General features: G+C 47.6%; 19 protein-coding genes. 4 read left to right on the top strand and 15 right to left on the bottom strand.

Translation table 11 applies throughout. From position 1 onward, the window contains the following. Positions 1-283: 283 nt before the first annotated feature. From WMO66_RS13725 to WMO66_RS13740, 4 genes are all read left to right on the top strand, one after another. The gene (locus WMO66_RS13725; RefSeq protein ID WP_349136971.1) at positions 284-763 is read left to right on the top strand and encodes an RNA polymerase sigma factor; all 480 of its coding nucleotides are present in this window, start codon (positions 284-286) and stop codon (positions 761-763) included. A 581-nt stretch (positions 764-1,344) separates the two neighbouring features. Further along, positions 1,345-1,869, top strand: coding sequence for a type II toxin-antitoxin system PemK/MazF family toxin (locus WMO66_RS13730; RefSeq protein ID WP_349136972.1), 525 nt, complete (start codon positions 1,345-1,347; stop codon positions 1,867-1,869). Positions 1,870-1,881: 12 nt separating this feature from the next. Further along, the gene (locus WMO66_RS13735; RefSeq protein ID WP_349136973.1) at positions 1,882-2,100 is read left to right on the top strand and encodes a helix-turn-helix domain-containing protein; all 219 of its coding nucleotides are present in this window, start codon (positions 1,882-1,884) and stop codon (positions 2,098-2,100) included. Between the two features lie 99 nt (positions 2,101-2,199). Further along, positions 2,200-3,375, top strand: coding sequence for a site-specific integrase (locus tag WMO66_RS13740; protein WP_349136974.1), 1,176 nt, complete (start codon positions 2,200-2,202; stop codon positions 3,373-3,375). On the opposite strand, the gene WMO66_RS13745 is transcribed toward WMO66_RS13740, so the two are convergent. The 15 genes from WMO66_RS13745 to WMO66_RS13810 all read right to left on the bottom strand — a co-directional run bounded on the left by WMO66_RS13745 (position 3,329) and on the right by WMO66_RS13810 (position 20,162). Continuing rightward, the gene (locus WMO66_RS13745) at positions 3,329-4,870 is read right to left on the bottom strand and encodes a recombinase family protein (protein ID WP_009250005.1); all 1,542 of its coding nucleotides are present in this window, start codon (positions 4,868-4,870) and stop codon (positions 3,329-3,331) included. The two genes, WMO66_RS13740 and WMO66_RS13745, sit on opposite strands and share 47 nt — an antisense overlap. Next, the gene (locus WMO66_RS13750; protein WP_349136975.1) at positions 4,855-6,507 is read right to left on the bottom strand and encodes a recombinase family protein; all 1,653 of its coding nucleotides are present in this window, start codon (positions 6,505-6,507) and stop codon (positions 4,855-4,857) included. Before WMO66_RS13750 ends, WMO66_RS13745 begins: the two co-directional genes overlap by 16 nt. After that, positions 6,508-8,136: a recombinase family protein gene (locus WMO66_RS13755; protein WP_009250003.1), complete on the bottom strand. Its 1,629-nt coding sequence runs from the start codon at positions 8,134-8,136 to the stop codon at positions 6,508-6,510. Between the two features lie 139 nt (positions 8,137-8,275). Next, positions 8,276-8,488: a DUF6870 family protein gene (locus WMO66_RS13760; RefSeq protein WP_009250002.1), complete on the bottom strand. Its 213-nt coding sequence runs from the start codon at positions 8,486-8,488 to the stop codon at positions 8,276-8,278. 596 nt (positions 8,489-9,084) lie between these two features. Continuing rightward, positions 9,085-9,507: a sigma factor-like helix-turn-helix DNA-binding protein gene (locus tag WMO66_RS13765; protein ID WP_009250001.1), complete on the bottom strand. Its 423-nt coding sequence runs from the start codon at positions 9,505-9,507 to the stop codon at positions 9,085-9,087. A gap of 461 nt (positions 9,508-9,968) precedes the next feature. Then, positions 9,969-10,418 (bottom strand): winged helix-turn-helix domain-containing protein, encoded by a 450-nt coding sequence (locus WMO66_RS13770; protein WP_009250000.1) that lies wholly within the window; start codon positions 10,416-10,418, stop codon positions 9,969-9,971. Positions 10,419-10,471: 53 nt separating this feature from the next. Further along, positions 10,472-10,855, bottom strand: a complete 384-nt coding sequence (locus WMO66_RS13775) for a metal-dependent transcriptional regulator (protein ID WP_009249999.1) — start codon at positions 10,853-10,855, stop codon at positions 10,472-10,474. An 11-nt stretch (positions 10,856-10,866) separates the two neighbouring features. Beyond that, complete coding sequence (locus WMO66_RS13780) at positions 10,867-12,615, bottom strand: ABC transporter ATP-binding protein (RefSeq protein WP_009249998.1); 1,749 nt, start codon at positions 12,613-12,615, stop codon at positions 10,867-10,869. Next, positions 12,616-14,400: an ABC transporter ATP-binding protein gene (locus WMO66_RS13785; RefSeq protein ID WP_009249997.1), complete on the bottom strand. Its 1,785-nt coding sequence runs from the start codon at positions 14,398-14,400 to the stop codon at positions 12,616-12,618. A 126-nt stretch (positions 14,401-14,526) separates the two neighbouring features. After that, positions 14,527-15,993, bottom strand: coding sequence for an ABC transporter ATP-binding protein (locus WMO66_RS13790; RefSeq protein ID WP_009249996.1), 1,467 nt, complete (start codon positions 15,991-15,993; stop codon positions 14,527-14,529). Next, positions 15,990-16,742, bottom strand: coding sequence for an energy-coupling factor transporter transmembrane component T (locus WMO66_RS13795; protein ID WP_009249995.1), 753 nt, complete (start codon positions 16,740-16,742; stop codon positions 15,990-15,992). The genes WMO66_RS13790 and WMO66_RS13795 overlap by 4 nt, the downstream gene beginning before the upstream one ends. Next, on the bottom strand, positions 16,742-17,341 hold the full coding sequence (locus WMO66_RS13800; RefSeq protein WP_009249994.1) for an MptD family putative ECF transporter S component: 600 nt from the start codon (positions 17,339-17,341) through the stop codon (positions 16,742-16,744). Before WMO66_RS13800 ends, WMO66_RS13795 begins: the two co-directional genes overlap by 1 nt. A gap of 146 nt (positions 17,342-17,487) precedes the next feature. Then, entirely contained in the window at positions 17,488-18,012 is a 525-nt protein-coding gene (locus WMO66_RS14550; protein ID WP_435387807.1) for a helix-turn-helix domain-containing protein, read from the bottom strand. 6 nt (positions 18,013-18,018) lie between these two features. After that, complete coding sequence (locus WMO66_RS14555; protein ID WP_435387808.1) at positions 18,019-18,453, bottom strand: hypothetical protein; 435 nt, start codon at positions 18,451-18,453, stop codon at positions 18,019-18,021. Between the two features lie 299 nt (positions 18,454-18,752). Then, complete coding sequence (locus WMO66_RS13810) at positions 18,753-20,162, bottom strand: relaxase/mobilization nuclease domain-containing protein (RefSeq protein ID WP_044983844.1); 1,410 nt, start codon at positions 20,160-20,162, stop codon at positions 18,753-18,755. Positions 20,163-20,217: the final 55 nt, after the last annotated feature.

Consider the following 20,217-nt stretch of genomic DNA (forward strand, 5'->3'; position numbering starts at 1 on the left):
CTGCTGTGACCGGACAATGAGGATTATCCTGAAAGCATGACAAAAGCATCGGGCGCTTGATCCATCGCTTGCATCAATTATTCAACTTGATTTCTACTCATTCCTTGATGCTGAACTGCACGGTCATTATAATAATGAATTAAACGCACTTGCTTTGCGGCTTCTGCCGCTTTGCAGGTGCGTTTTGCTATATCTGTGCCTTTTGCGTGGCAGCGTAGGCTGCCGCAGCCCTCCGTCCGATTTGGATCATTCAAAAATTCAAATCGAAACGGAGGATAACGCTATGGATGGAAACCATCCGAAACGAAGAAAGGACAAATATGATCCCTATACCATCAGCACGACCGAGGACGGCCGCCATTGGCTGACCTTTTTGGACGGGCAAGGCGATCGGCATCATGTTGAGATCAGTGCTGCCGTATTTACACTGTTCGATTCCTTTGAGTTGGACGATCTCTCCTATCTGAACGAGGTGGATCGCCACTATGAGCAGTCGGAGCTCACGGAGGCATCGTTGTATGACCGAGCCGTGCATCGCCCGGCGACGGTCGAAGAAAGCGCTTTGCAGAGCATGGAATATGCGCAGTTACATAGGGCGATCTCTGAACTGCCCGAAATACAAAAGCGGAGGTTGATCCTCTACTATTTTCAAGGCTTGACCTATGAGCAGATTGCAGAAATGGAGGGATGCACCAAACGGGCAGTGAAATTCAGTGTAGACATCGCCGTGGAAAAGCTCAAAAAGTTTTTCAAAAATTTTTGAGTTCAGACTACACAAATAGCCTTTAAGTGAGGAAACAGGTGGAGAGGTACGAAAACTCTCTGCCTGTTTTCCTTTTCGGCAAGCAGGGATGATCTTTGACAACCGAATAACCATTCATCAAGCACATTCCTATTGCCATTGCGAAAGCATGAGCCACATTAGCGGCTGCGCCATAATCCGCATTGCGGGGAGCGAGAAACAGTCGGCTATCACGGGCGGGTGGCTCCCGCCCCGGCGACGACCGGCAATAGGGCTAACGATACTCCCGTCCAGCCACAGTCCGAGCGTGATAAGCGGCATTTCGACCGTGAAGCCGTCGCAGGCAATGGGGGCGGTTGCGAGAGAACCTCGTGAGGGTGAAATTCCCGTGGAGCCGACAGCCATCGGCCGCTTGATGACTTCCCAATAGAAAATCGGGGTGTCGAGGACAAATAGATTTTCTTCAAAATACTACGGTCAAGCGGCGGGACGGGTCAGACGAAACGGAGAATGCTTTATCTCTCACCGACCTCAATTCTGTTCTGCCGCTTGACCTCTACATAGGCGGAAACGCCTAAATACACAAAGGAGGTCATCACAGAATGAACCACACATATTTGCGCGGCGATATGTATTACGCCGATCTAGGCCGGGGTATCGGCTCCGAGCAGGAGGGCTATCGCCCCGTCGTGATCATTCAGAACAATGTCGGGAACAAACACAGCCCCACGGTCATTATCGCTTCCATTACGAGCAAAACCGGCGTGAAAGCCAAACTTCCCACCCACTACTACATCGACGCCGAGGACGGCTTGGAGCTGCCCTCCATCGTCCTGCTGGAACAGCTGCGCACCGTCGATAAGCGACGCTTGGGCAACTTCATCGGGCATCTGTCCGAAAAGCACATTTGCGGCATCAACCATGCGCTGGCGGTCAGCATCGGTCTGATCGAAAGCGTCCCGAAAAAACTGATCCTCTGCCTTTGCAGCACCTGCGCCGATAACTTCTGCGGCACGGGTGCTTATTCTTTGCGCAGGATCGAGCCGCAGCAGATCGAAAAGGATACCTGCACCTACTGCAATCAGCGGAAGGGATACGACTATGAGCTGATTCCGAAGAAACGGTAAGGAGGACTACCTATGGAATCTCAGGTAGCCTATAAATTGTTGTTCACCGAATATCCCGATGTAGTCAATGTCGAGCAGATGTGTGAAATGCTCGGTGGCATCTGCGATAAAACGGCATATCGGCTTTTGAAATCCGGCGAAATCAAGAGCTTTATCGTCGGCCGTCATTATCGAATCCCGAAGCTCAACATTCTGGAATACTTGGAATTGATAGATAAATCTAATGCGTAAAACCTCGTTTGCACATTTGGCCTACGAGGTTCTTTCTGCTACAATATGAATGTCAATGGCAGATGAATCTACGCTGTACCACTCAAAGGAGGTTTTATTATGGTAGCAGGACATCTGCGAGAAAAAAACGGGTACTATCATATGGTACTGAATTATGTGGACGAATACGGCAAACGGCACACGCCGTCGAAATCCACGGGTCTAACCGTAAAGGGAAACAAAAAGCGTGCCGAAAAAATGCTTTCCGAAGCTCGTGCCGCAAAAGAAGCCGAATTAGAGGCAAGAGCGATCGAACGAAGCACAGGCAAAGCCCCTGCGGGCACGATCCTTTTCACTGCATTTCTGCTTGACTGGCTGGAAATGACGAAAAAGAATGTGGAGGAAACCACCTACGGGGCGTATGCAATGGGGATCAAAAACAAGATCATTCCGTACTTTGAAGAACACCATCCCGGACTGGCGCTGTGCGAGGTGACACCAAAACACATACAGGATTATTACACCTACGAATTGATGGTGCGAGGTGTTTCCGCAAACACGGTCATACATCGTCATGCCAATATCCGTAAAGCCTTACAGCACGCTTTCAAGCTCGGTTTGATTGATACGAACCCTGCGGATCGCATTGAGCGACCGAAAAAAGAAAAGTTTGTCGGCAGCGTTTACGAAGAAGATGAACTAAACCGCCTTTTTGAGATCGTCAAAGGCGACCCCATAGAGCTTGGCGTTATCCTCGGCGCATTTTACGGACTGCGCCGAAGTGAAGCGGTTGGCTTGAAGTGGGACGCGATCGACTTCAAAAAGAAAACCATTACTATCCGGCATACCGTCACGCAGGCGACCATAGATGGCAAAAGCAAAATCATCCAAAAGGATCGGACAAAGACGAAATCCAGCTACCGCAGTCTGCCGCTTGTCCCGCCGTTTGAAGAATTGCTGCACCGTCTGAAAGCACAGCAGGAGTTGAATCAAAAACTATGCGGGCGTTCCTATTGCAAAAAATACACCGGTTATATCTATGTCAACGAGATCGGTGAACTTGTGAAGCCCGGATATCTCACACAGCATTTTCCGCTGATTCTGCAAAAGAACGGTATGCGGAAGATTCGCTTTCATGATCTGCGGCACCCGTATGTCAAGCCCACGACAAAAAAATTTGCATCTTTTTTGAAGTTTTTTCGGGCAGCTGCAATAGCTGCCCGTAGCTGTTCCATACGGTATTCATGGCTCATGCTTCCTTTCCAGATTTCTCCGTTCCTAAAAAGTCCTGCGTAACATATTCTATCTCAATCCGATCCCCAGGAAAAACATATACCCTGTTGATAAGCCGGTCTATCAGCGATTGCGTCAGGACATCGGTGCTGCCTACTTCCTGAACAATTTCCCGCTGTTTCAGCCTCGCCTCATAATCACTCTGTATCTGTTTGGTCTGCGCTGTGATAGCGGCATGGACATTCTTGGCCTGTACCAGTTCCGCGTCATATACTGCTTTCTGTGACCGGTAGGTTTCCAGATCGATCTCGCCAAGCGCATACCGTTCATAAAGCTGCCGTTTGCTGTCCTGTATAGCCCGCAACTTATCTTCATGCTCGGCCTGCTGGACCGTCTGTAAATCCAGCTTATCTTTACTGCCGTCGATTCCCAACGCCGGACACATCTGCGCCCGGATCGTCTCAAAGACTACCTGCTCCAGATCAGCCATCTTTACCCGCACGCCATGACAGGGAAAACTTTCTGACACTTCGGAATGACGGCAATAAAACCATGCTCCATTTCTGAGTGACATAGCATGATCGCAGCATCCACAAAACACCTTTCCCCGAAGCAGATAGTCACGCCTTTTTTTATTGGGGAGGGAAAAACGCTTAATAGAAGTATTGGCCTGCTCAAACAATTCCTTGCTGACAATCGCGGAATGATGGTCGGGGATTTTGAACCACTCGCTTTCATCTTTGAGCTTCATGCAGCGGCTGCCGATTTCCTGCACCTTGCGTTTGCCGATTATGTAGGTGCCGATATACCGCTGATCCTCCAGCATCCGCAGGACTGTTGAACTGCTCCATACGCCGTGTGTCCTTGACACATTATAATGGTCTTTTCCGTTATCCCTCCGATACTCTCCAGGCGTGGGAATATGGAGGGCGTACAACTTGCGGGTGATCTCTGCTGCGGTATTGCCTTCAGCCGCCCATTCAAATATCAGACGGACATTTCCCGCAACATTTTCGTCCGGCTCCATACGCCCGTCTGCGCTTTTGCGGTAGCCGTAAGGACAGATAACGCTCTGGTACTCGCCCCGGCGCATCTTCGCATATTTGGCGCTTTTTGTTTTCATGGACATATCACGGCTGTAGCACTCGCTGATAAGATACTTAAAGGCAACATCAATCCCTCCGGTATCTCCTTTGAAATTGACGGTGTCAAAATCGTCGCTGACAGAGATAAACCGGGTGTGATAGAGCGGAAACACCCGCTCGATGAAATAACCGGTCTCAATGCTGTTGCGTCCAAACCGGGATAGGTCTTTGACAATGATACAGTCGATACTTCCTGCCTGCACCATCGTCAAAAGCTCCTGCACTGCGGGACGTTCAAAATTCGTACCCGTATGGCCATTATCGACAAACTCCAAAACCTCGCCATTATCCCATTCCGGCAGCGACATGGCTTTTTCCCGCAGGATAAGGCGCTGGTTCGGAATACTCAAACTTTCTGTCTTAATATCCTCCACGGATAACCGAATATAAAGGGCAATTACATATTTGCGCATGACTCCACTTCCTTTCCCTGAAATTCACTCTTAAAGCGGAAGGTCACATGAATATCCCGTTTGTGGTCTATCTCGATCCGCTCAATCAGCCGGTCAATCAGTTCTGCCGTAAGCAGGTGATCCTTTGCCAGTGACTTTGCATCCTTTTCCATAGTCCGGTAGCGTACAAACTGTTCGTCGAGAGCATCCATATCCCTTTCAAGCTCGGTGATCTCACCGGACAGTGTATTGATGGATTCCTCATAATCCGCTTTCAGTTCAAAGTATTCCTCGCTTGTCAAAACACCCTGTACAAAGTTCTCATATAGGCCGCGGATCAACCGGCGTTTCTTTTCAATTTCCTGCCGTTTGGATGACATCTGGCCCCTGAGTTTATCCTTTTCCTGTTTTTGCCTTGCCTCCAACTGAAAGAGGGGGAGAGACATTCCCAGGGCAACCGTCAGCTCTTTCTCCAAAACAGATGTGACCGTAGCGATCAGCTCCGTTTCCTGTATCATCACACCCTTGCAGCTATCTTTTTCTACCCGGCTGTTGGTAAGGCAATGAAACCAGTAAATATCCGGCCCTTTTTTGCGCTCCGCCCGCTGCCGGTGGAGACTCCTGCCGCAATCCGCACAGAATACCTTTCCCTTAAAGATATTGGGGGTATATGGTTTTTTTGGCACAGCCTTGCTTTGCTCGCAGACCTGTTTCCGATAGTCCTGTACCGCCTCAAAAACCGCATGGCTGATAATAGGCTCATGGGTATGCCTTGCAACGATCAGATTATCGTCTCCGGCCTGTACCTGCTGGTGGTCTACAATTTTGGTCTTGCCCTGTACCAGATCACCGGTATAAACCTCACTTTCCAGTATCTTCATTACAGTACGGGTCTGCCATTTCCCGCTCCCGATCAGCCCAGGGCTGGTAATTTCACCGGTAGTCTTTTTATAATGGCTTGGGGCAGGAATCCCCATTTCATTCAGATTACGCACAATACGGTTTAACGCTACACGCTCATAAGCCCACTGGAAAATCTGCTGCACAACAGGAGCGGCGGCCTCGTCAATCAGCAGTTTATGACAGTTCTCCGGGTCTTTCCGGTAGCCGTATGGAGCCCGTGCGCCAATATAGTCACCGTCTTTCATGGCCTGCCTTGCCTGGGCCTTGATCTTCCGGCCAATATCCAGCGAATAGGCTTCATTTATCATGTTTTTCAGCGGAAGCATAATGCCTCCGTGAAGATTGCCGGGGTCTGCCGTATCAAACTGATCTGTAGCCGCAATAAAACGGACATTGTGCGTGTAGAAATACTGTTCGATATAATAGCCGGTATCAATGGAATTACGCCCCAGGCGGGATAGGTCCTTAACAATCACACAGTTGATATAGCCTGCCTCAATATCCGAAAGCATCTGTTGAAAGCCCGGACGATGGAAATTCGTGCCCGTCATGCCGTTGTCGATATAGGTATCATAGACGACAAAATCCGGTTTATCAGCAAGAAAATCATTCAGGACCAGCTTTTGGTTTTCCACCGAACATCCCCGTTTCTTGTTATCCTCCACGGAAAGCCGGATATACAGTGCTACATGAACATATAAAGATGGTACTGGCTCAGCCGTGATTACTGTTTCTTTTCTGCTCTTTCTTGCCATTTAACCCACCTTCCTTTCCGCGGCCTGTTCTACGATCTGCTCTGCCAGGGCAACCGCTTTTTTGTATTCGTCCTGATAATTAAATTCAATATGCAGCTCGTCCTTGCTAATCACGCGAATACTGCGGATAAGCTGCATGACTGCGCGGCGGTCAATTTCCTCCATCGTGGAAAACTGCATGAAGTGATTGATCCAGCGGTTCCGCTCGCTGCGGTTTTCCAATACATCTGTCAGCCGTTCCTCCCATTCCGCAACTGCCTTTTGCAGCAATTCAATGTCCGCATTGTATTTCCGCTTGTAGGATAGATATTCTTCTTTGGTAAGAATCCCGCTCACCAGATTTTCATAGAGCTTCGTCTTGAAACCCTCAATCTGTGCCAACTGTTTTTCATTGGCTCTGATCTGTCCGGCGTATTCCTGGGCCAGTTCCCGGTTGATCCGTTCCTGACTGATACTGGACAACAGCGAATCCAGAGAAGCCACATTTTCAATATGGCCCTTTAAGCTGTCCTGCACACACTCGATCAAGTCGTCCTCTTTCAGCATCACAGAGGAAGCGCAGCCATTCTTTTTGCCCGTAGGGCAATAGTAGTAGTGGTATTCCTTGTCTTTGTAGCGGTTTGTCTTACGGGTCATGCGGCAGCCGCAGCATCCACAGATCAAAATACCGGAGAACAGATATACCTTATCCGATTTAGGAGAGGTCCGGGTGTCAATCCGGCGAAGTCGCTGAATCAGGTCAAAATCGTGTTTCTGGATAATCGCCTCATGGGTGCCCTCTACACGAATCCACTCGGATGAAGGCTTATCCTCACGCTCCTTCAATTTGAAGTGGGGCGTTGTCTGTTTTCCCTGCACCAGTGTCCCGGTATAGGTTTCGTCCTTCAAAATGCGGATGATGGTAGTGGCAGACCATTTACAATCCTTACGGTCCGTATAGCCGCCTTTGGCATGGGGCATCCCGTGATTCCTCTTATAAGCCAGCGGAGAGAGAATACCCATGCGGTTCAGTTCATCAGCAATATGGGAAGCACTGAATCCTTCCAGACGCTTTCTGAAAATATCCCGTACCACACCCGCTGCATACTCGTCAACTTCCAAACTCTTATGCTTGTCGCCAGTTTTTACATAACCGTAAATAGTAAAAGCTCCAACAAAATCACCGCTGCGTCGTTTCACATCCAGGGCACTCCGGGTCTTTACGGAAATATCCCGGCAGTATGCCTCGTTCATAATGTTTTTTACCGATACGGTGAGATCATCTGCAGCGTCATTTTCCGTGTCTACATTGTCATTGATGGCGATAAAACGGACGCCGTAGGCCGGAAATACCCGACGCATATAACGGCCCGTCTCTATGTACTCACGCCCCAGGCGGGAAAGGTCTTTTACAATGACACAGTTAGCCTCGCCCTGTTCGATCATCCGCATCATTTCCTGAAATGCTGGACGGTCAAAGAGGACACCGCTGTAACCGTCGTCAATCTTTTCTGCCACAACCTCAATCTCCGGGTGCCGGGCAATGAAATCATCAATGAGCCGCCGCTGATTGGCAACGCTGTCACTTTCCACCGACTTGTCATCCGTATAGGAAAGACGGATATACTTAATAGCTTTATAAACCTGCATAAAAAAACACTCCTTTCGTTGCGCAGAAAAATCCCCGCAATTCAAGAAGTGTGGTTATGCCGTATTCAATTCCTTTTCCGACTCTTATTGTACCACGCTCTTACGGGAAAGTCAGCCCTTTTCTGGAAGAAATTTTGCTTCACCGTAAAATACCCTTGATACATTCCTCCAGGGTGGCACCGCCAGGGGCAAAGCTGGCCCGGACGGTAAAACGTCCGCACTTAAAACGGTAAGGGTTTTTGATCTGGCGCACAAATTCAGTGATTCGTTCCTCGCGGGGAAGCTCCTTATCCACGGTGACATCCCGAATGTCTACCAATGAACCGCTTCCGCCAGCAGTAATATTCTCCATAATACCAACTCCTTCCTGAAATTACTGGTCTATCAAAACCACATGAATAAGCCGGACCCGCCCTATAAATAGAAACAGGTCCGGCCCATTGTATCTGATTTCGATTTTGCTTGCCGTATTTGCCACGCCCCCCGGCAGCTCTGTCTACACAAAGCGGGGTTGCCATAGGCTGCGGCCAGCTTTACCGCATCATAGCCCCGCAGATGCCGCCGCTTTGCCAGAGCAAGCGCACACCGCAGGGACTTCCCTTCAAGTCCGTGAGAGATTGTGAAAAAGTACCATTATGATCTGCGCCGTCGTCGCGCCCGGCCTGCCACAGCCGGGTCAATGGATTGCGTGGATCGCTCGGACAGCCGGATTCATCACCTCCCTGGCTGCCTGTCTTTGCGCCGCTCCATTTGCCGCTCGGAACACAGAATGACGTACCCATAGCAACGTATATTCGGTTGTCAAAGTGCAACGAGGGCACGGCCATTATGACATTTTATAGTTGGGGTGGACCAGAGCATGTGCTGTATGGCCGCACCCATTGGACTTGTCTGCCGAATATGTCCCTCTATTATTCATTTCATTTTCGGGGGCAAAGTTGCCGTCTGTCAGGAAAGTTCTTTCAAAAACTTTTCCAAACTTCGCAGGCCGGCATTGATAGAGCGAGTAATTCGGCTCTTATGGGTGCCCTCCGCTTTTGCAATATCCGATTTGCTCATGCCAAGAAAATAGTGCGCATAAATCCGATTCCGCTGTTTCTCCGGCAAAGAGGCAAGTGCCTGATACAGCCTGGCATTTTCTTCTTTCCGTTCCAAAATATCCGCAGGTGTCAGGACAATTACCAGAGCGTCACGCTCGACATTGGCATCATAGTCCAGCGAAAAATATGCTTTGTGCCGGTATGTACGCAAAATATAAGCCGCCTCATTCAGCTTATACTCATGGAGCAAATCAGCCACTTCGTCCGGCACTTCCACAATGGTATCAGTTGTATAAAACGGGTAATAATCCCGCAGATTGATCTTTTTCATTAGATTATCCTCCAATTTCAATTTTTGAGTTGATAGGCAAAATCGAAATCAGAGGGCGGGGAGCGACAGCCAGGAGTTCCGCCTACAAGAAAAAAATCAGATAGGCTTGTCCGCCTTTCAGATATGAAAAAAGCGCGTACCTGTTTTATTTCAGGAACGCGCTCATAGGAATATTTTGTTGAGTATTGGGGAAAAGGATAAAAATATGTCGATACAAAAAGCGCCGCAGCGTTTTGAGCTGCGGCACTAAAAGATTTTCGGCTATATCGTTGTCGGTTTCTGTAGAAATATTGGACCTTCCAAATGTGCATGTCTGCCCCCATACCTGGGGGAGCACAAACAGATTAGAACGGTATTGCTTTTATACTTCCCCCAATCTGTTACTTTGGGGACATTATATAGGGTATAGTAATCAGCCTCCGTTCACCTTTTTCTCAGAAGTTAATCAAGATGTTGTAATTTCACTTCTTTTGCTGCGTTGTGTCAAATTTATATCCAACACCGCGCACACTGATAATATAATCTGGAATGTCCGGGGATATTTTGAGTTTTTGCCGCAGCCGACTCATTATGTTATGAATCGCAGTTAGTTCGTTCTCAACATATTCCTCACTCCATACATGGTAGGCTATGGTTTCAAAGGTCATTACTCGTCTTCGATTCATAAGCAATAAGTAAAGGGCATTAAACTCTCTGACCGACAAATCTACCTTTTTCCCTTGGACAGCGACCTCTCTTTCTTCCAGACAAAAATACAGATCACCTTCCCGAATTTCTGTTAAAGGTTGAGACGTATCTATCCGTGCGCCAAAAGAATCCGGGTTAGTACATGGGATGGCCGAAAAGCCCTGCTGTTGTTCTGTTTCAAGGACAAACTGTATCATTTCGCGTTTCTGCTCAACATCAAGCAAAACAAAAAGTTTCTCACCAATCTGCCGGCCATTCTCCGATAAATCAAGTACCGCTAGTTTCCCATGTCATCACCTTCCTTCCTTAAAGCGTCTTTCAATTTCTGAAAGGATTCCTCGCTGATTGCGTGTTCTATCCGGCAGGCGTCTTGCTCTGCCGTTTCCTGATCGACACCGGCAGCGACAAGCTGCTCCGTAAAGAATCGGTGCCGTTCATAAATTTTCTCGGCAATCTCCCGGCCTATGTCTGTCAGATGGAGAAAACCATCTTTATCCACGGTCAGAAAGCCACCGTCCCGCAGGACACCTACTGCATGGCTGATACTCGGTTTGCTAAAGCCCATGTGTCGGGCAAGATCAACAGAGCGTACCATGCCGGATTTCTTTTGCAGCATTAGTATGGCCTCTAAGTAGTCCTCGCCTGACGCATGAAGTTTCATCCGTTCCTCCCTTATGTAAGGCTCCATCCAGCAGATTTTTTTCGGATATTGACAAATTCCTGATAAATTCCGGCTTTTGCCATAAGCTCATCATGGGTTCCCTGTTCGCTAATCTGTCCATTAGAGATTACCAAAATCTGATCTGCCTGCCGGATGGTATTCAGCCGATGTGCAATTACAAGTAATGTCTTACCCTTGACCAGCTCATTGATTGCCTCCTGAATGTAACTTTCATTATCAGTATCGACACTGGCTGTTGCTTCGTCTAAAATTACAATCGGGGCATCTTTCAGAATACAGCGGGCAATAGAAATACGCTGTTTCTCGCCGCCGGACAAAGTAGCGCCGCCCTCGCCAACAACAGTCTGAAATCCATCCGGCAGAGCCATGATAAAGTCATAACACCGAGCTTTCTTAGCTGCCTCATAGACTTCCTGTTCAGTGGCGTCAGGTTTGCCCATGCTGATATTGTTATAAATTGTGTCTTGGAATAAGTACACGCGCTGGAATACCATGCTGATTTGTTCCATCAACTCAGCCAGCGGCACATCCCGAATATCCGTCCCGCGAACCGTTACCGTTCCAGATTTCACATCCCACAGCCGCGCCAGAAGGTTCGCAATCGTGGATTTGCCACCGCCAGACGGTCCCACAAGTGCGGTCATGGTATTCTTCTGCATAGAGAAGCTGATGTTGTGCAGGACTTCCTTGTCCTGATAGGCGAAGGCCACATCGCTAAATTGTACTTCTGGCTGATCCGGCTGTGCCTGTGACAGAATATGTTGATTTCCGTTATCGGGAAGTTCGGGCTCGTCCAAAACAGCTTCAATGCGGTCTAATGCGGCATTCATCACGGTCAGTCGGGTTGCTTCTCCATAAAGAGCTTTCAGAGGCCCAAAGAGATCAAAGACAAACAGCAGCACGCCCAAAAGATAAGCCAGGGAGAGTACGCCTTCCTGATGTAAAAAAACGGATAAACCGAAGATAGCGGCAATACCCACGCCATAGAGAATGTTTAAGCCAGTGGTCCACGGTGTCATTTTCTGCTCAAACTTCGTATTGACATCCCTTGATTTTTTGAAGTTTTCCGTTAATTCGTCAGATTTTTCTCCGAGCAGATTGTAACTTTTGATAACCCCAATTCCTTCAGCAAAAGACAAGACCGCATCCGTCAAATTCTCGCTTTGGTTTTGACGCCCGACAGCCTCCTTGAAGGAAACCTTATTCATATATTTTGCAACCAGCGATGCCAGCAAGGTAATGATTACCGCAATCAGCCCAAGTCTCCAATCCAGTACGAACATAAAAACAGCTAAAACCAAAGTAGACAGCATATAGCTCATCATGTTGCCAATGGTACTCATAGAAACTTCCTCAATGAAAACCATATCCGTACTGAGAACAGAGCTGATTTTGCCAATATTCCCCGATGTAAAGTAACCCATCGGCATTTTTCTTAAATGATTTCCCAACTCCATCCGTTTATCAGCAAAGATCATAAATCCAGCGGCACTTTGCAGACGGTCGCTCAAATAGTGAACCACTGTCTGAACCACTACAACAGCTAATAATCCAAGTCCGACAAACAGACAGGTCTTTCCAGTCAGCGTATTATCAGCAAACCCGGCAAAGACAATAAACGCCATGAAGATCGGCATTTTGGAGAGAATGGACTCGACAAATGCACATAGAAATGCAGCCTGAATACGGCTTTTATACCTCCCGGAGAGGTTCAGGATTCTTGAAATCAATGCAAACATTTATCTTCCCTCCTTTGCAGTAGATACTTTCCACTCGGCGCTGTCCTGAGCCGCTTTCCACAACTTTTGGTATTCTGGGCAAGCTTGAATCAGCTCCTGATGTTTTCCGGTTGCCACCATCTTTCCGTGATCCATAACGCATATTTGATCTGCGTTCATTATAGCGGGAAGTTTGTGAGCGATAACTACCAAGGTTTTTCCCTTCACCAGCTCCGCAATAGCAGCCTCCATTTTTTCCTCATTTTCTGGATCAGCATAGGCCGTGGCCTCGTCAAGCACTACAATCGGGGCATCCTTCAATATTGCTCGCGCCAGGGAAATTCGCTGGCGCTGCCCCCCGGAAAGCATTTTCCCCGCATCGCCCGCCATGGAGTGAATACCTTGCGGCAGCTTTTCCAGAAACTCCATACACTGGGCTTTCTTCGCCGCCTCCATTACTTCCTCATCGGTAGCATCCAAACGTCCAAGACGGATATTTTCCAGCAGGGAGGTGTTAAACAGGTACTGATCCTGAGCCACATAGGAAATGCGGCTGTTCAATGCCTCCAGGCTCATATCACAAAGTTTCTGCCCGCCAATGGAAATGCTCCCTTTCTGCGGGTCATAGTAGTGGATCAACAGTTTTGCAAGGGTGCTCTTGCCAGAACCGGATTCACCAACCAGGGCAGTTTTTTGTCCTGCTTTTGCCACAAGGGTAATATCGTGGAGGACTTCGTTTTCCGCTATTATCGGTTTCCCATCTGGGCCAGGCTGTGTCGTTTGATACGCAAAGGAAACATGATCGTAAGAAATGTTAAAATCCTGTCCGTGGAAATCATCCTCAGCAGCTTGCAGCGGTGCCGCATTTAACATCTGTTCAAGTGCCGTGATCTTATAATTCAGATTCGGAATCGTCTCCATAAAGCCCAGTGCTTTCAGGAGAGGAATCCCAATGCTGAGGGAAAGGCAGAGGACTAAAATCAAATCAGGTAAAGTGCTTATGCCACAGAGAACAAACCATGCCCCAAGAGGCAAAGTCAGAATAACAGTGCAGGGCAGCAGACTTCCGTATATCGCCATCCAGGGCCAGGCGGCCTTATACCATGCCAAGGTATAATCCCGATAGTCCGTTACATCCTTGCGGAAGTTCTCGTAAGATTCACTCTCCCGGTTGAAAACCTTGACAACCTCCATACCATTGATGTACTCAATGATCGTGTTGTTCATTTTCTGTGCAGACTGATAGTAGGGACCCATGCGCTTCATTCCAACAGAGTACATAATGACCATGGAGAGCAGGCTGATCGGGATAGAGGCCAAAGACATAAGAGCCAGTTTCCAGTCCGCACAAAACATAGCAACATAAATCACCAGCGGGATCAGCAAATTTGCGATACCCTCCGGGACTGAATGAGCAAGGAGCAATTCCAAGCTGTCCACATCATCGACAAACAGCTTTTTGATTGTCCCTGTCCCTTTTTCCTCCACAATGCCAAGGGGAAGTTTCTCAAACTTCTCTTGCAGAGATACCCGCAGCCGGAACAATGTGTTATATGCTGCTTTATGAGAAATTGATAATCCCCATCCATATAAAACCGCCTGCAAAACAAGACAGATCAAAACCCCTATAACACGCAATAAAACAAATTCTGTCTCAACAGAATCGCCCATAACCAATGGCGAAATGACCTGATAGGCCAGCACAAAAGGCAGGACGCCCATAAGAACGCTGACCAGTACGACAACCGTGGCCACATACATATTTTTCTTATATGGCCCTGCGTACTCAAAGATTTTTTTGAACATAAGCCCTCCTTATATTGAGCCGTACTGTCTGTGCTTCAAAAACAAGAGGCCGCCAAAGTAAAGCGGCCTCTTATCATTATCTTTCTGTCCAGTCAAGGCGGCCCTGACATTCATAATTTCTAAAATTCACTGGCGGATTCGGAAAAAATCCAAAACCTTTTTACTGCCGGATTCGTCCAATGGATAGCTTTCTTTTATTTGCCCTTTTTCCATATGGACTACATACGAACATCCCGCCATCACCAACTCCGGATCATGCGTAATAACAAGAAGCGTTTTGCCCTGATCCGCGAGTGACTTCAAACTCCGCGCAACTTCCCACATATGTTTGAGATCAAGCCCGCTGGTTGGTTCGTCAAACACAATGATCTCCCGGTTACTCACAATGGCAGATGCGATCGCTACCCGCTGTTTTTGCCCGCCGGAAAGAGAAAGCGGGTGCCTGTCTTTATATTCCAGCAGATCAAACTGTTTAAGGATTTCATCTGCAACAGTTTCATCCTCGTTGTCCATGCTCAGAAGCACTTCATCCATCACGCTTTCGGTAAATAGCTGATGGCTGGTATCCTGCATTACCATGTAGCAATGTTTGAGCCGGGCTTTCCAATCAAGGGTTTTCCCGTCAACCTGCAAAAGGCCACACTTCTTTTCCAGTCCGCAAATACAGCGGGCCAAAGTAGATTTTCCAGCGCCATTCAGGCCGATAATGGCAATCGTTTCTCCAACAGGCAGTTCAGCACTCGGAATATGGAGGCTTTCCGGTTCCCGCTTTTTATACGCAAAGCAGAAATTTTGAAATTCCATCAGTTTAGCTGTATGCGCCTGATACTGATTCGCGGGTTTCAACTTCGAGAGAGAAAACGGCCGCAGCCCCATTTCTTTTCGAGTGCTATCCGATAAACTGTCAAATTCAGCAGGCGTGTATTCCCGTTCAATCTCCCCATCTTTTACATACAGCACACGATCTGCAAGATCGTGAAGGTAGTAAAGGCGGTGTTCTGCAATCAGAATTGTTTTGCCCTGCTTTTTCCAGAGGCTCAAGACCTGCCGCAGGTCATCAATAGCAGCCATATCCAGATTAGAAGATGGTTCGTCAAGGACCATAATTCCCGGTAGCAATACACTTGATGAAGCACAGGCTATTTTTTGCTTTTCGCCCCCGGACAGAGCAAACACGCTTCGCCCCATCAAATCTTCAATATGATAATCGGAAACTGTACGGTCAATCCTTTTCAGGATATCTTCCTGGGGATAGCCTAAATTTTCACAGGCAAAGGCTAATTCACTATCCGTATCCACGTTGAAAAACTGACTTTTGGGATTCTGGAATACAGATCCCACCATAGCAGCCAAGTCATAAAGCGGCGTATCTGATACGCTTTTTCCGTCCAGAAGGACATCACCCTCTAAATTGCCCTCGTAATAATGAGGCACCAGCCCGTTTACCAAACGGGTAATCGTTGTTTTCCCACAGCCGGATTCTCCCGTGAGTAAAACAAATTCCCCTGTGTTTATGGTGAGATTGACATTTCTAATCCCTCCGCCGCTGGATTCTTCACCATAAGAAAAAGAAACATTTTGAAAATCTATCATGGCAAAATCCCTCCTGCGGAAATTATCGGGGAAGCAATCGCCCAAAATACTACAAAGCAGCAGAACAAAATCAGCACCACATCAGCGAAATTGAATTTAAGCTGACAAATATTTGTCCGTTTAACGGGAGCGCCAAGGCCACGGGTAATCGCAGAAGCGGAAAGTTCCTCCCCAATTTTCACGGAACAGGTAATCATTGGAATCAACTTATACTCCAGTATTTTTGAAGATTTTTTCCCACCGAGTTTAATCCCCCGCATTTTCATGGCATCACTGATTGCTTCCGACTCTTGAAAGACAGTTGGAAAAAAGCGGAACATGACAGTTAAGGGGATTGTCACTTCTTTAGGCATGTGGATTCTTTCCATGCCCGAAATCAATTCACTAACCGTTGTTGTTTTGACTGCATACGCAGCGATTGCAACGCTGGGAAGGATACGGCAGAAAAATCCTGTTGTAAACAGCACGAGAAAATTCAATATTCCTGTAAGGTGTGGTAAAACATAAACTTGAACAGCGTAAAAAACAGAGAACACAGCAATATAGCTTACGGCTTTTACAAATTGTTTTGAAGTAAGCAACAACAGTGCCGGAACCGCACAAAGAACAAGGCGGATCAGCCCCATAGCCTCTCCGCCTGTTCCTCCCATGACAAAAATACTTATGATGAAGATGAGCAACAGCTTTGTACGCGGATCAAGCCGCAACCCTTGTTCTGTTTTTTTGCTGAGCAGAATTTCCCGCGCCATTACGCAATACCTGCACGCTGGAAGTGCTTTTTACAAATTGCTTTGCCAAGCAGACCGCCGACAAGTCCGAACACAAAGCAGGCAACCAGCAGAACAGGAGCAATCCACATCGGCATATAGCTATTAAGCGTAGCAGCATATTCCGCACCATAGCCTTCAGTCAGCATAACCATATAGCTTTCGCGGTTCAGGAAAATGGGAGCAAAGTTGCCAAACACCCAAATGCTGAACACGCCGCAGGATAGAACGCTGCTCTTTGCGCTTTTATATCCGCCGTTTTTCAAAATTACATCAGCAATCAGACCGCCAACCAGCCCTGTTACCATCGTAAGATAGCCGTTACCAAAGAACACCATGACCAGGCCGATCAGGAAACCCATGATTGCGGTCATCCCGAATTTTTTAGCCTTTGTAACATACAGCATATAGGGGATGCCACCAATCAAAGGGCACAGCACCGCCATCAGCGGAATAAAAATGGGGATGAAGCCAAGCATCGCCACCAGCATGACAATAACAACATAGATAACCGTGTAAATGCCAATCGTGATTAAGTCCTTTCCCTCAAGTCGGGAAGCACTTTTTTTCTTTGCATCCATAAACAATATCCTCCTATCCTTGTACGGAAAAATAAAATGTGGCGTAGTTAGCATAATCTAACCACACCACATATTGTAACTGTTACCGACAATGAATCCAACCCAAACCCGATTTCATTCTACCCAAAAACGGTATTTTTTTAGGTTTAGCCAATCGTATTTTCATCTTTATAGTTCTTAGGTATTACTCCATATTTCTTTTTGAACGCAGCCGCAAAATTGCTTGGTTTTGAATATCCAACCAGCGTTGCGATCTGGCTTACATTCAAGTCGCTTTCCAAAAGCAGCCCTGCCGCTTTTTCCAGTCTTTGATCTATGATGTATGCGTGAACCGATGTCCCAAATAAAGAATTAAATCCCTTTGTCAGCTTGGAAACACTGATATTGACCTTTTTCGCCAGTTTCTCACAACTCGGTGCAAAAGCAAGCTGGCTGTCGATAATCCGCTTTGCCTCGGTAATTGAGTCCCTGTCACTTTTAGAAATGCTGATATAACTCGATGAAAGAATACTGAGTTCCAATACTTCACTCAAATACACGGACAGCAATTCAAAGACCTTGCTTTCCAGAAATAAATACCCTAAACCGCCCCGGTATTGCGTAAAATCTTTTAACTCCGCAAAAATATGTTCCATATACGGGGTGATACTCACTTTTGAAATGCCAGTCAATAATTTTTACTCATAAGCATCTATCTCACTATCTTCAAAGTAGTCACTCAAAATTTTATGAAAATAGGGCATGGGAATTTTTATATTTTTGAAAAGAAAGTTTGTCTTTCCGGAATAACACAGATATTCCATCTTACCATGTCCTCGATAAATACAGGATTCGCCTTTCTGTATGCTGACACATTGACGTGCATCTGCAATATTCCACGATACGCCATCATTAAAGCAAAATAAAAGTTGAATATAATCTTCGCAGCTTACACCCTGCACATTCATATCTGAAAAATAATTCATTTTCCAGTCTGATACAACAGCTCCTTGCTTTGTAACAACCTGTGAAATCTGACCTGTTCCCATATCAGCCGGAATATCTATTGTCACTGTCTGCGGAGAGTTGGAGAGCAGATCATGGTACAGCTTTGTCATGTATTGATTTGTCATTGTGCGCCCTCCTTTTGGTTAGTTTTAGCTAATCACAGTCTACACCACTTGCCTTGAAAAGTCAATTTATCTCTGTGGAATATGCAAAGATTAGAGAACAAAACTGGTTATCAGTAATTCACGATACTACCGGCAAGCAATGCAATCTTCCGTAAGATTGCGTATTTTAGAGGATTTCCCGTTGCCGTGAAACCCTCTAAAATGCTTGTTGGTGACATATCCCCAAACCCCTGAGATCGTCACCTGCGGTGACGGCTGCGCGTTCCTTCGGAACGCTGAAAACTGGGAGCAACATAAAACTATTGTCGGGATTTTTGCTTGTCTTTCTGCTGCTCCTGAGACGCAGGAATGTCCAGCAGATAGTCCACATTGGCCTTGATATTGTGAAGCTCCTTCATATCAGACCGGGCCTGCTTATAGGCGGCATAGGCTTTCCGTTTCTGTTCCAGCAGACCGGCGTATTCCTCTCGGAGCGATTTGACGGAGGGCAGTTTTGTGATTCCTATGCTGTCAAAATATTTCTTCGCCGCCTGGTGTAATAGAATATCCGCCTCATGCTCCGCCCGGAACTTTTTACTATAACCAGCCTTGCGGTATTCCACATAGACCGCCCGCGTCTTGGCATAGTTCACGATCTGTTTCTGCAATTCTCCATTGGCGGTCATCTGCGATTCCAGTTCCTTGATCTTTGCCGACAGTGCATTAAAGCTGATGGTAGCCGCAGCAGCTTTTTCCAGCAAATCTTCATAGCTCATATCTCCATGCTCTTTCAGGTAGATCACCGCCTGGGAGAGCTGTTTTAAGTTAAATACCTTCGCCCAGCGTTCATAGCCCGGTCCCTTGCCGGCCCGGACCGCTGCCTCAATATCCACCAGCAGCCCAGCCTTTGGAACGGGCTTTTGCGAAAAAGTACGGCGGGGTTTTGCCGTGCGGGTGCCCTCGATCCGTTCCTGTATCGCCTGCTCGGTATAGTCGCCTTTCAGCGTATTGCACCGGGTATAGTTTTTCTGCCCCGGCCCCCGGAGCCGGAGGTTCTTGCGTTCCCGGTTGACTTCGATTCCGGCAGCCTCCAGCTTCTTCAGGAAGTCCTCAAAGTCTTTCGGCCTTTCTTCCAGGGCCGCGTCGATTGCCCGGCGTAGCTGCTCCTGGAAGGAGGGCTGTTTCGTATTTCCCAGCCATGTGCCATAGTGGTCCCTGCTGGGTTTTGGATTTTCCACGATAGACAGACCGTGCTCCAGACACAGCTTGTCATTCATGCGCCGGATCGCCCAGGTAGAGCCCCAGAAGTTGCGGAATTTCCGGGTGCAGTCAAGGGCGGTGGAATTGATGATGATGTGATTATGAACATGGTGCTTATCCACATGGGTACACACCACAAAGGCATGATTGCCCTTTGTCAGTTTCAGTGCGAGCTCCCGCCCGATCTGGTTCGCTTCTTCCGGCGTGACTTCGCCGGGCTTGAAGGCTTGCCGGAGGTGGTAGGCGATCACATCATCCGCGCCCCGGTCCCGCCCGGTCAGGTTCAAATACTGCCGCTTGGAAAGAAGGAACTCCGCATCCGCGATTCGGGTATCACACTCATAGCCATAAATGAATTTTCCAAAATCCGTTTTCCGCGGATTCTCCACATAGTCAATGATGTCCGCAATGGCCGTAGACACATCCCGCCCTTTTCCCACATGCAGCGGCATTAGTCTTGTGGTTGCTATCAGGATCACCCCCTTGCCAAAATGAAAGAGCTGCCCGGAAGGACAGCCCTTGGTA

This window comes from Faecousia intestinalis (assembly GCF_040096185.1).
In the GTDB taxonomy this organism is placed as follows: domain Bacteria; phylum Bacillota; class Clostridia; order Oscillospirales; family Oscillospiraceae; genus JAZOXB01.

Bases quoted from the DNA above. Each gene is read 5' to 3' on its own strand.
- WMO66_RS13800 (WP_009249994.1), bottom strand. From the start codon at position 17,341: ATGGATGCAAAGAAAAAAAGTGCTTCCCGACTTGAGGGAAAGGACTTA.
- WMO66_RS13755 (WP_009250003.1), bottom strand. From the start codon at position 8,136: ATGCAGGTTTATAAAGCTATTAAGTATATCCGTCTTTCCTATACGGAT.
- WMO66_RS13750 (WP_349136975.1), bottom strand. From the start codon at position 6,507: ATGGCAAGAAAGAGCAGAAAAGAAACAGTAATCACGGCTGAGCCAGTA.
- WMO66_RS14555 (WP_435387808.1), bottom strand. From the start codon at position 18,453: ATGACAAATCAATACATGACAAAGCTGTACCATGATCTGCTCTCCAAC.
- WMO66_RS13775 (WP_009249999.1), bottom strand. From the start codon at position 10,855: ATGAAACTTCATGCGTCAGGCGAGGACTACTTAGAGGCCATACTAATG.
- WMO66_RS13730 (WP_349136972.1), top strand. From the start codon at position 1,345: ATGAACCACACATATTTGCGCGGCGATATGTATTACGCCGATCTAGGC.
- WMO66_RS13725 (WP_349136971.1), top strand. From the start codon at position 284: ATGGATGGAAACCATCCGAAACGAAGAAAGGACAAATATGATCCCTAT.
- WMO66_RS13745 (WP_009250005.1), bottom strand. From the start codon at position 4,870: ATGCGCAAATATGTAATTGCCCTTTATATTCGGTTATCCGTGGAGGAT.
- WMO66_RS13760 (WP_009250002.1), bottom strand. From the start codon at position 8,488: ATGGAGAATATTACTGCTGGCGGAAGCGGTTCATTGGTAGACATTCGG.
- WMO66_RS13780 (WP_009249998.1), bottom strand. From the start codon at position 12,615: ATGTTTGCATTGATTTCAAGAATCCTGAACCTCTCCGGGAGGTATAAA.
- WMO66_RS13785 (WP_009249997.1), bottom strand. From the start codon at position 14,400: ATGTTCAAAAAAATCTTTGAGTACGCAGGGCCATATAAGAAAAATATG.
- WMO66_RS13765 (WP_009250001.1), bottom strand. From the start codon at position 9,507: ATGAAAAAGATCAATCTGCGGGATTATTACCCGTTTTATACAACTGAT.
- WMO66_RS13790 (WP_009249996.1), bottom strand. From the start codon at position 15,993: ATGATAGATTTTCAAAATGTTTCTTTTTCTTATGGTGAAGAATCCAGC.
- WMO66_RS13740 (WP_349136974.1), top strand. From the start codon at position 2,200: ATGGTAGCAGGACATCTGCGAGAAAAAAACGGGTACTATCATATGGTA.
- WMO66_RS13795 (WP_009249995.1), bottom strand. From the start codon at position 16,742: ATGGCGCGGGAAATTCTGCTCAGCAAAAAAACAGAACAAGGGTTGCGG.
- WMO66_RS13735 (WP_349136973.1), top strand. From the start codon at position 1,882: ATGGAATCTCAGGTAGCCTATAAATTGTTGTTCACCGAATATCCCGAT.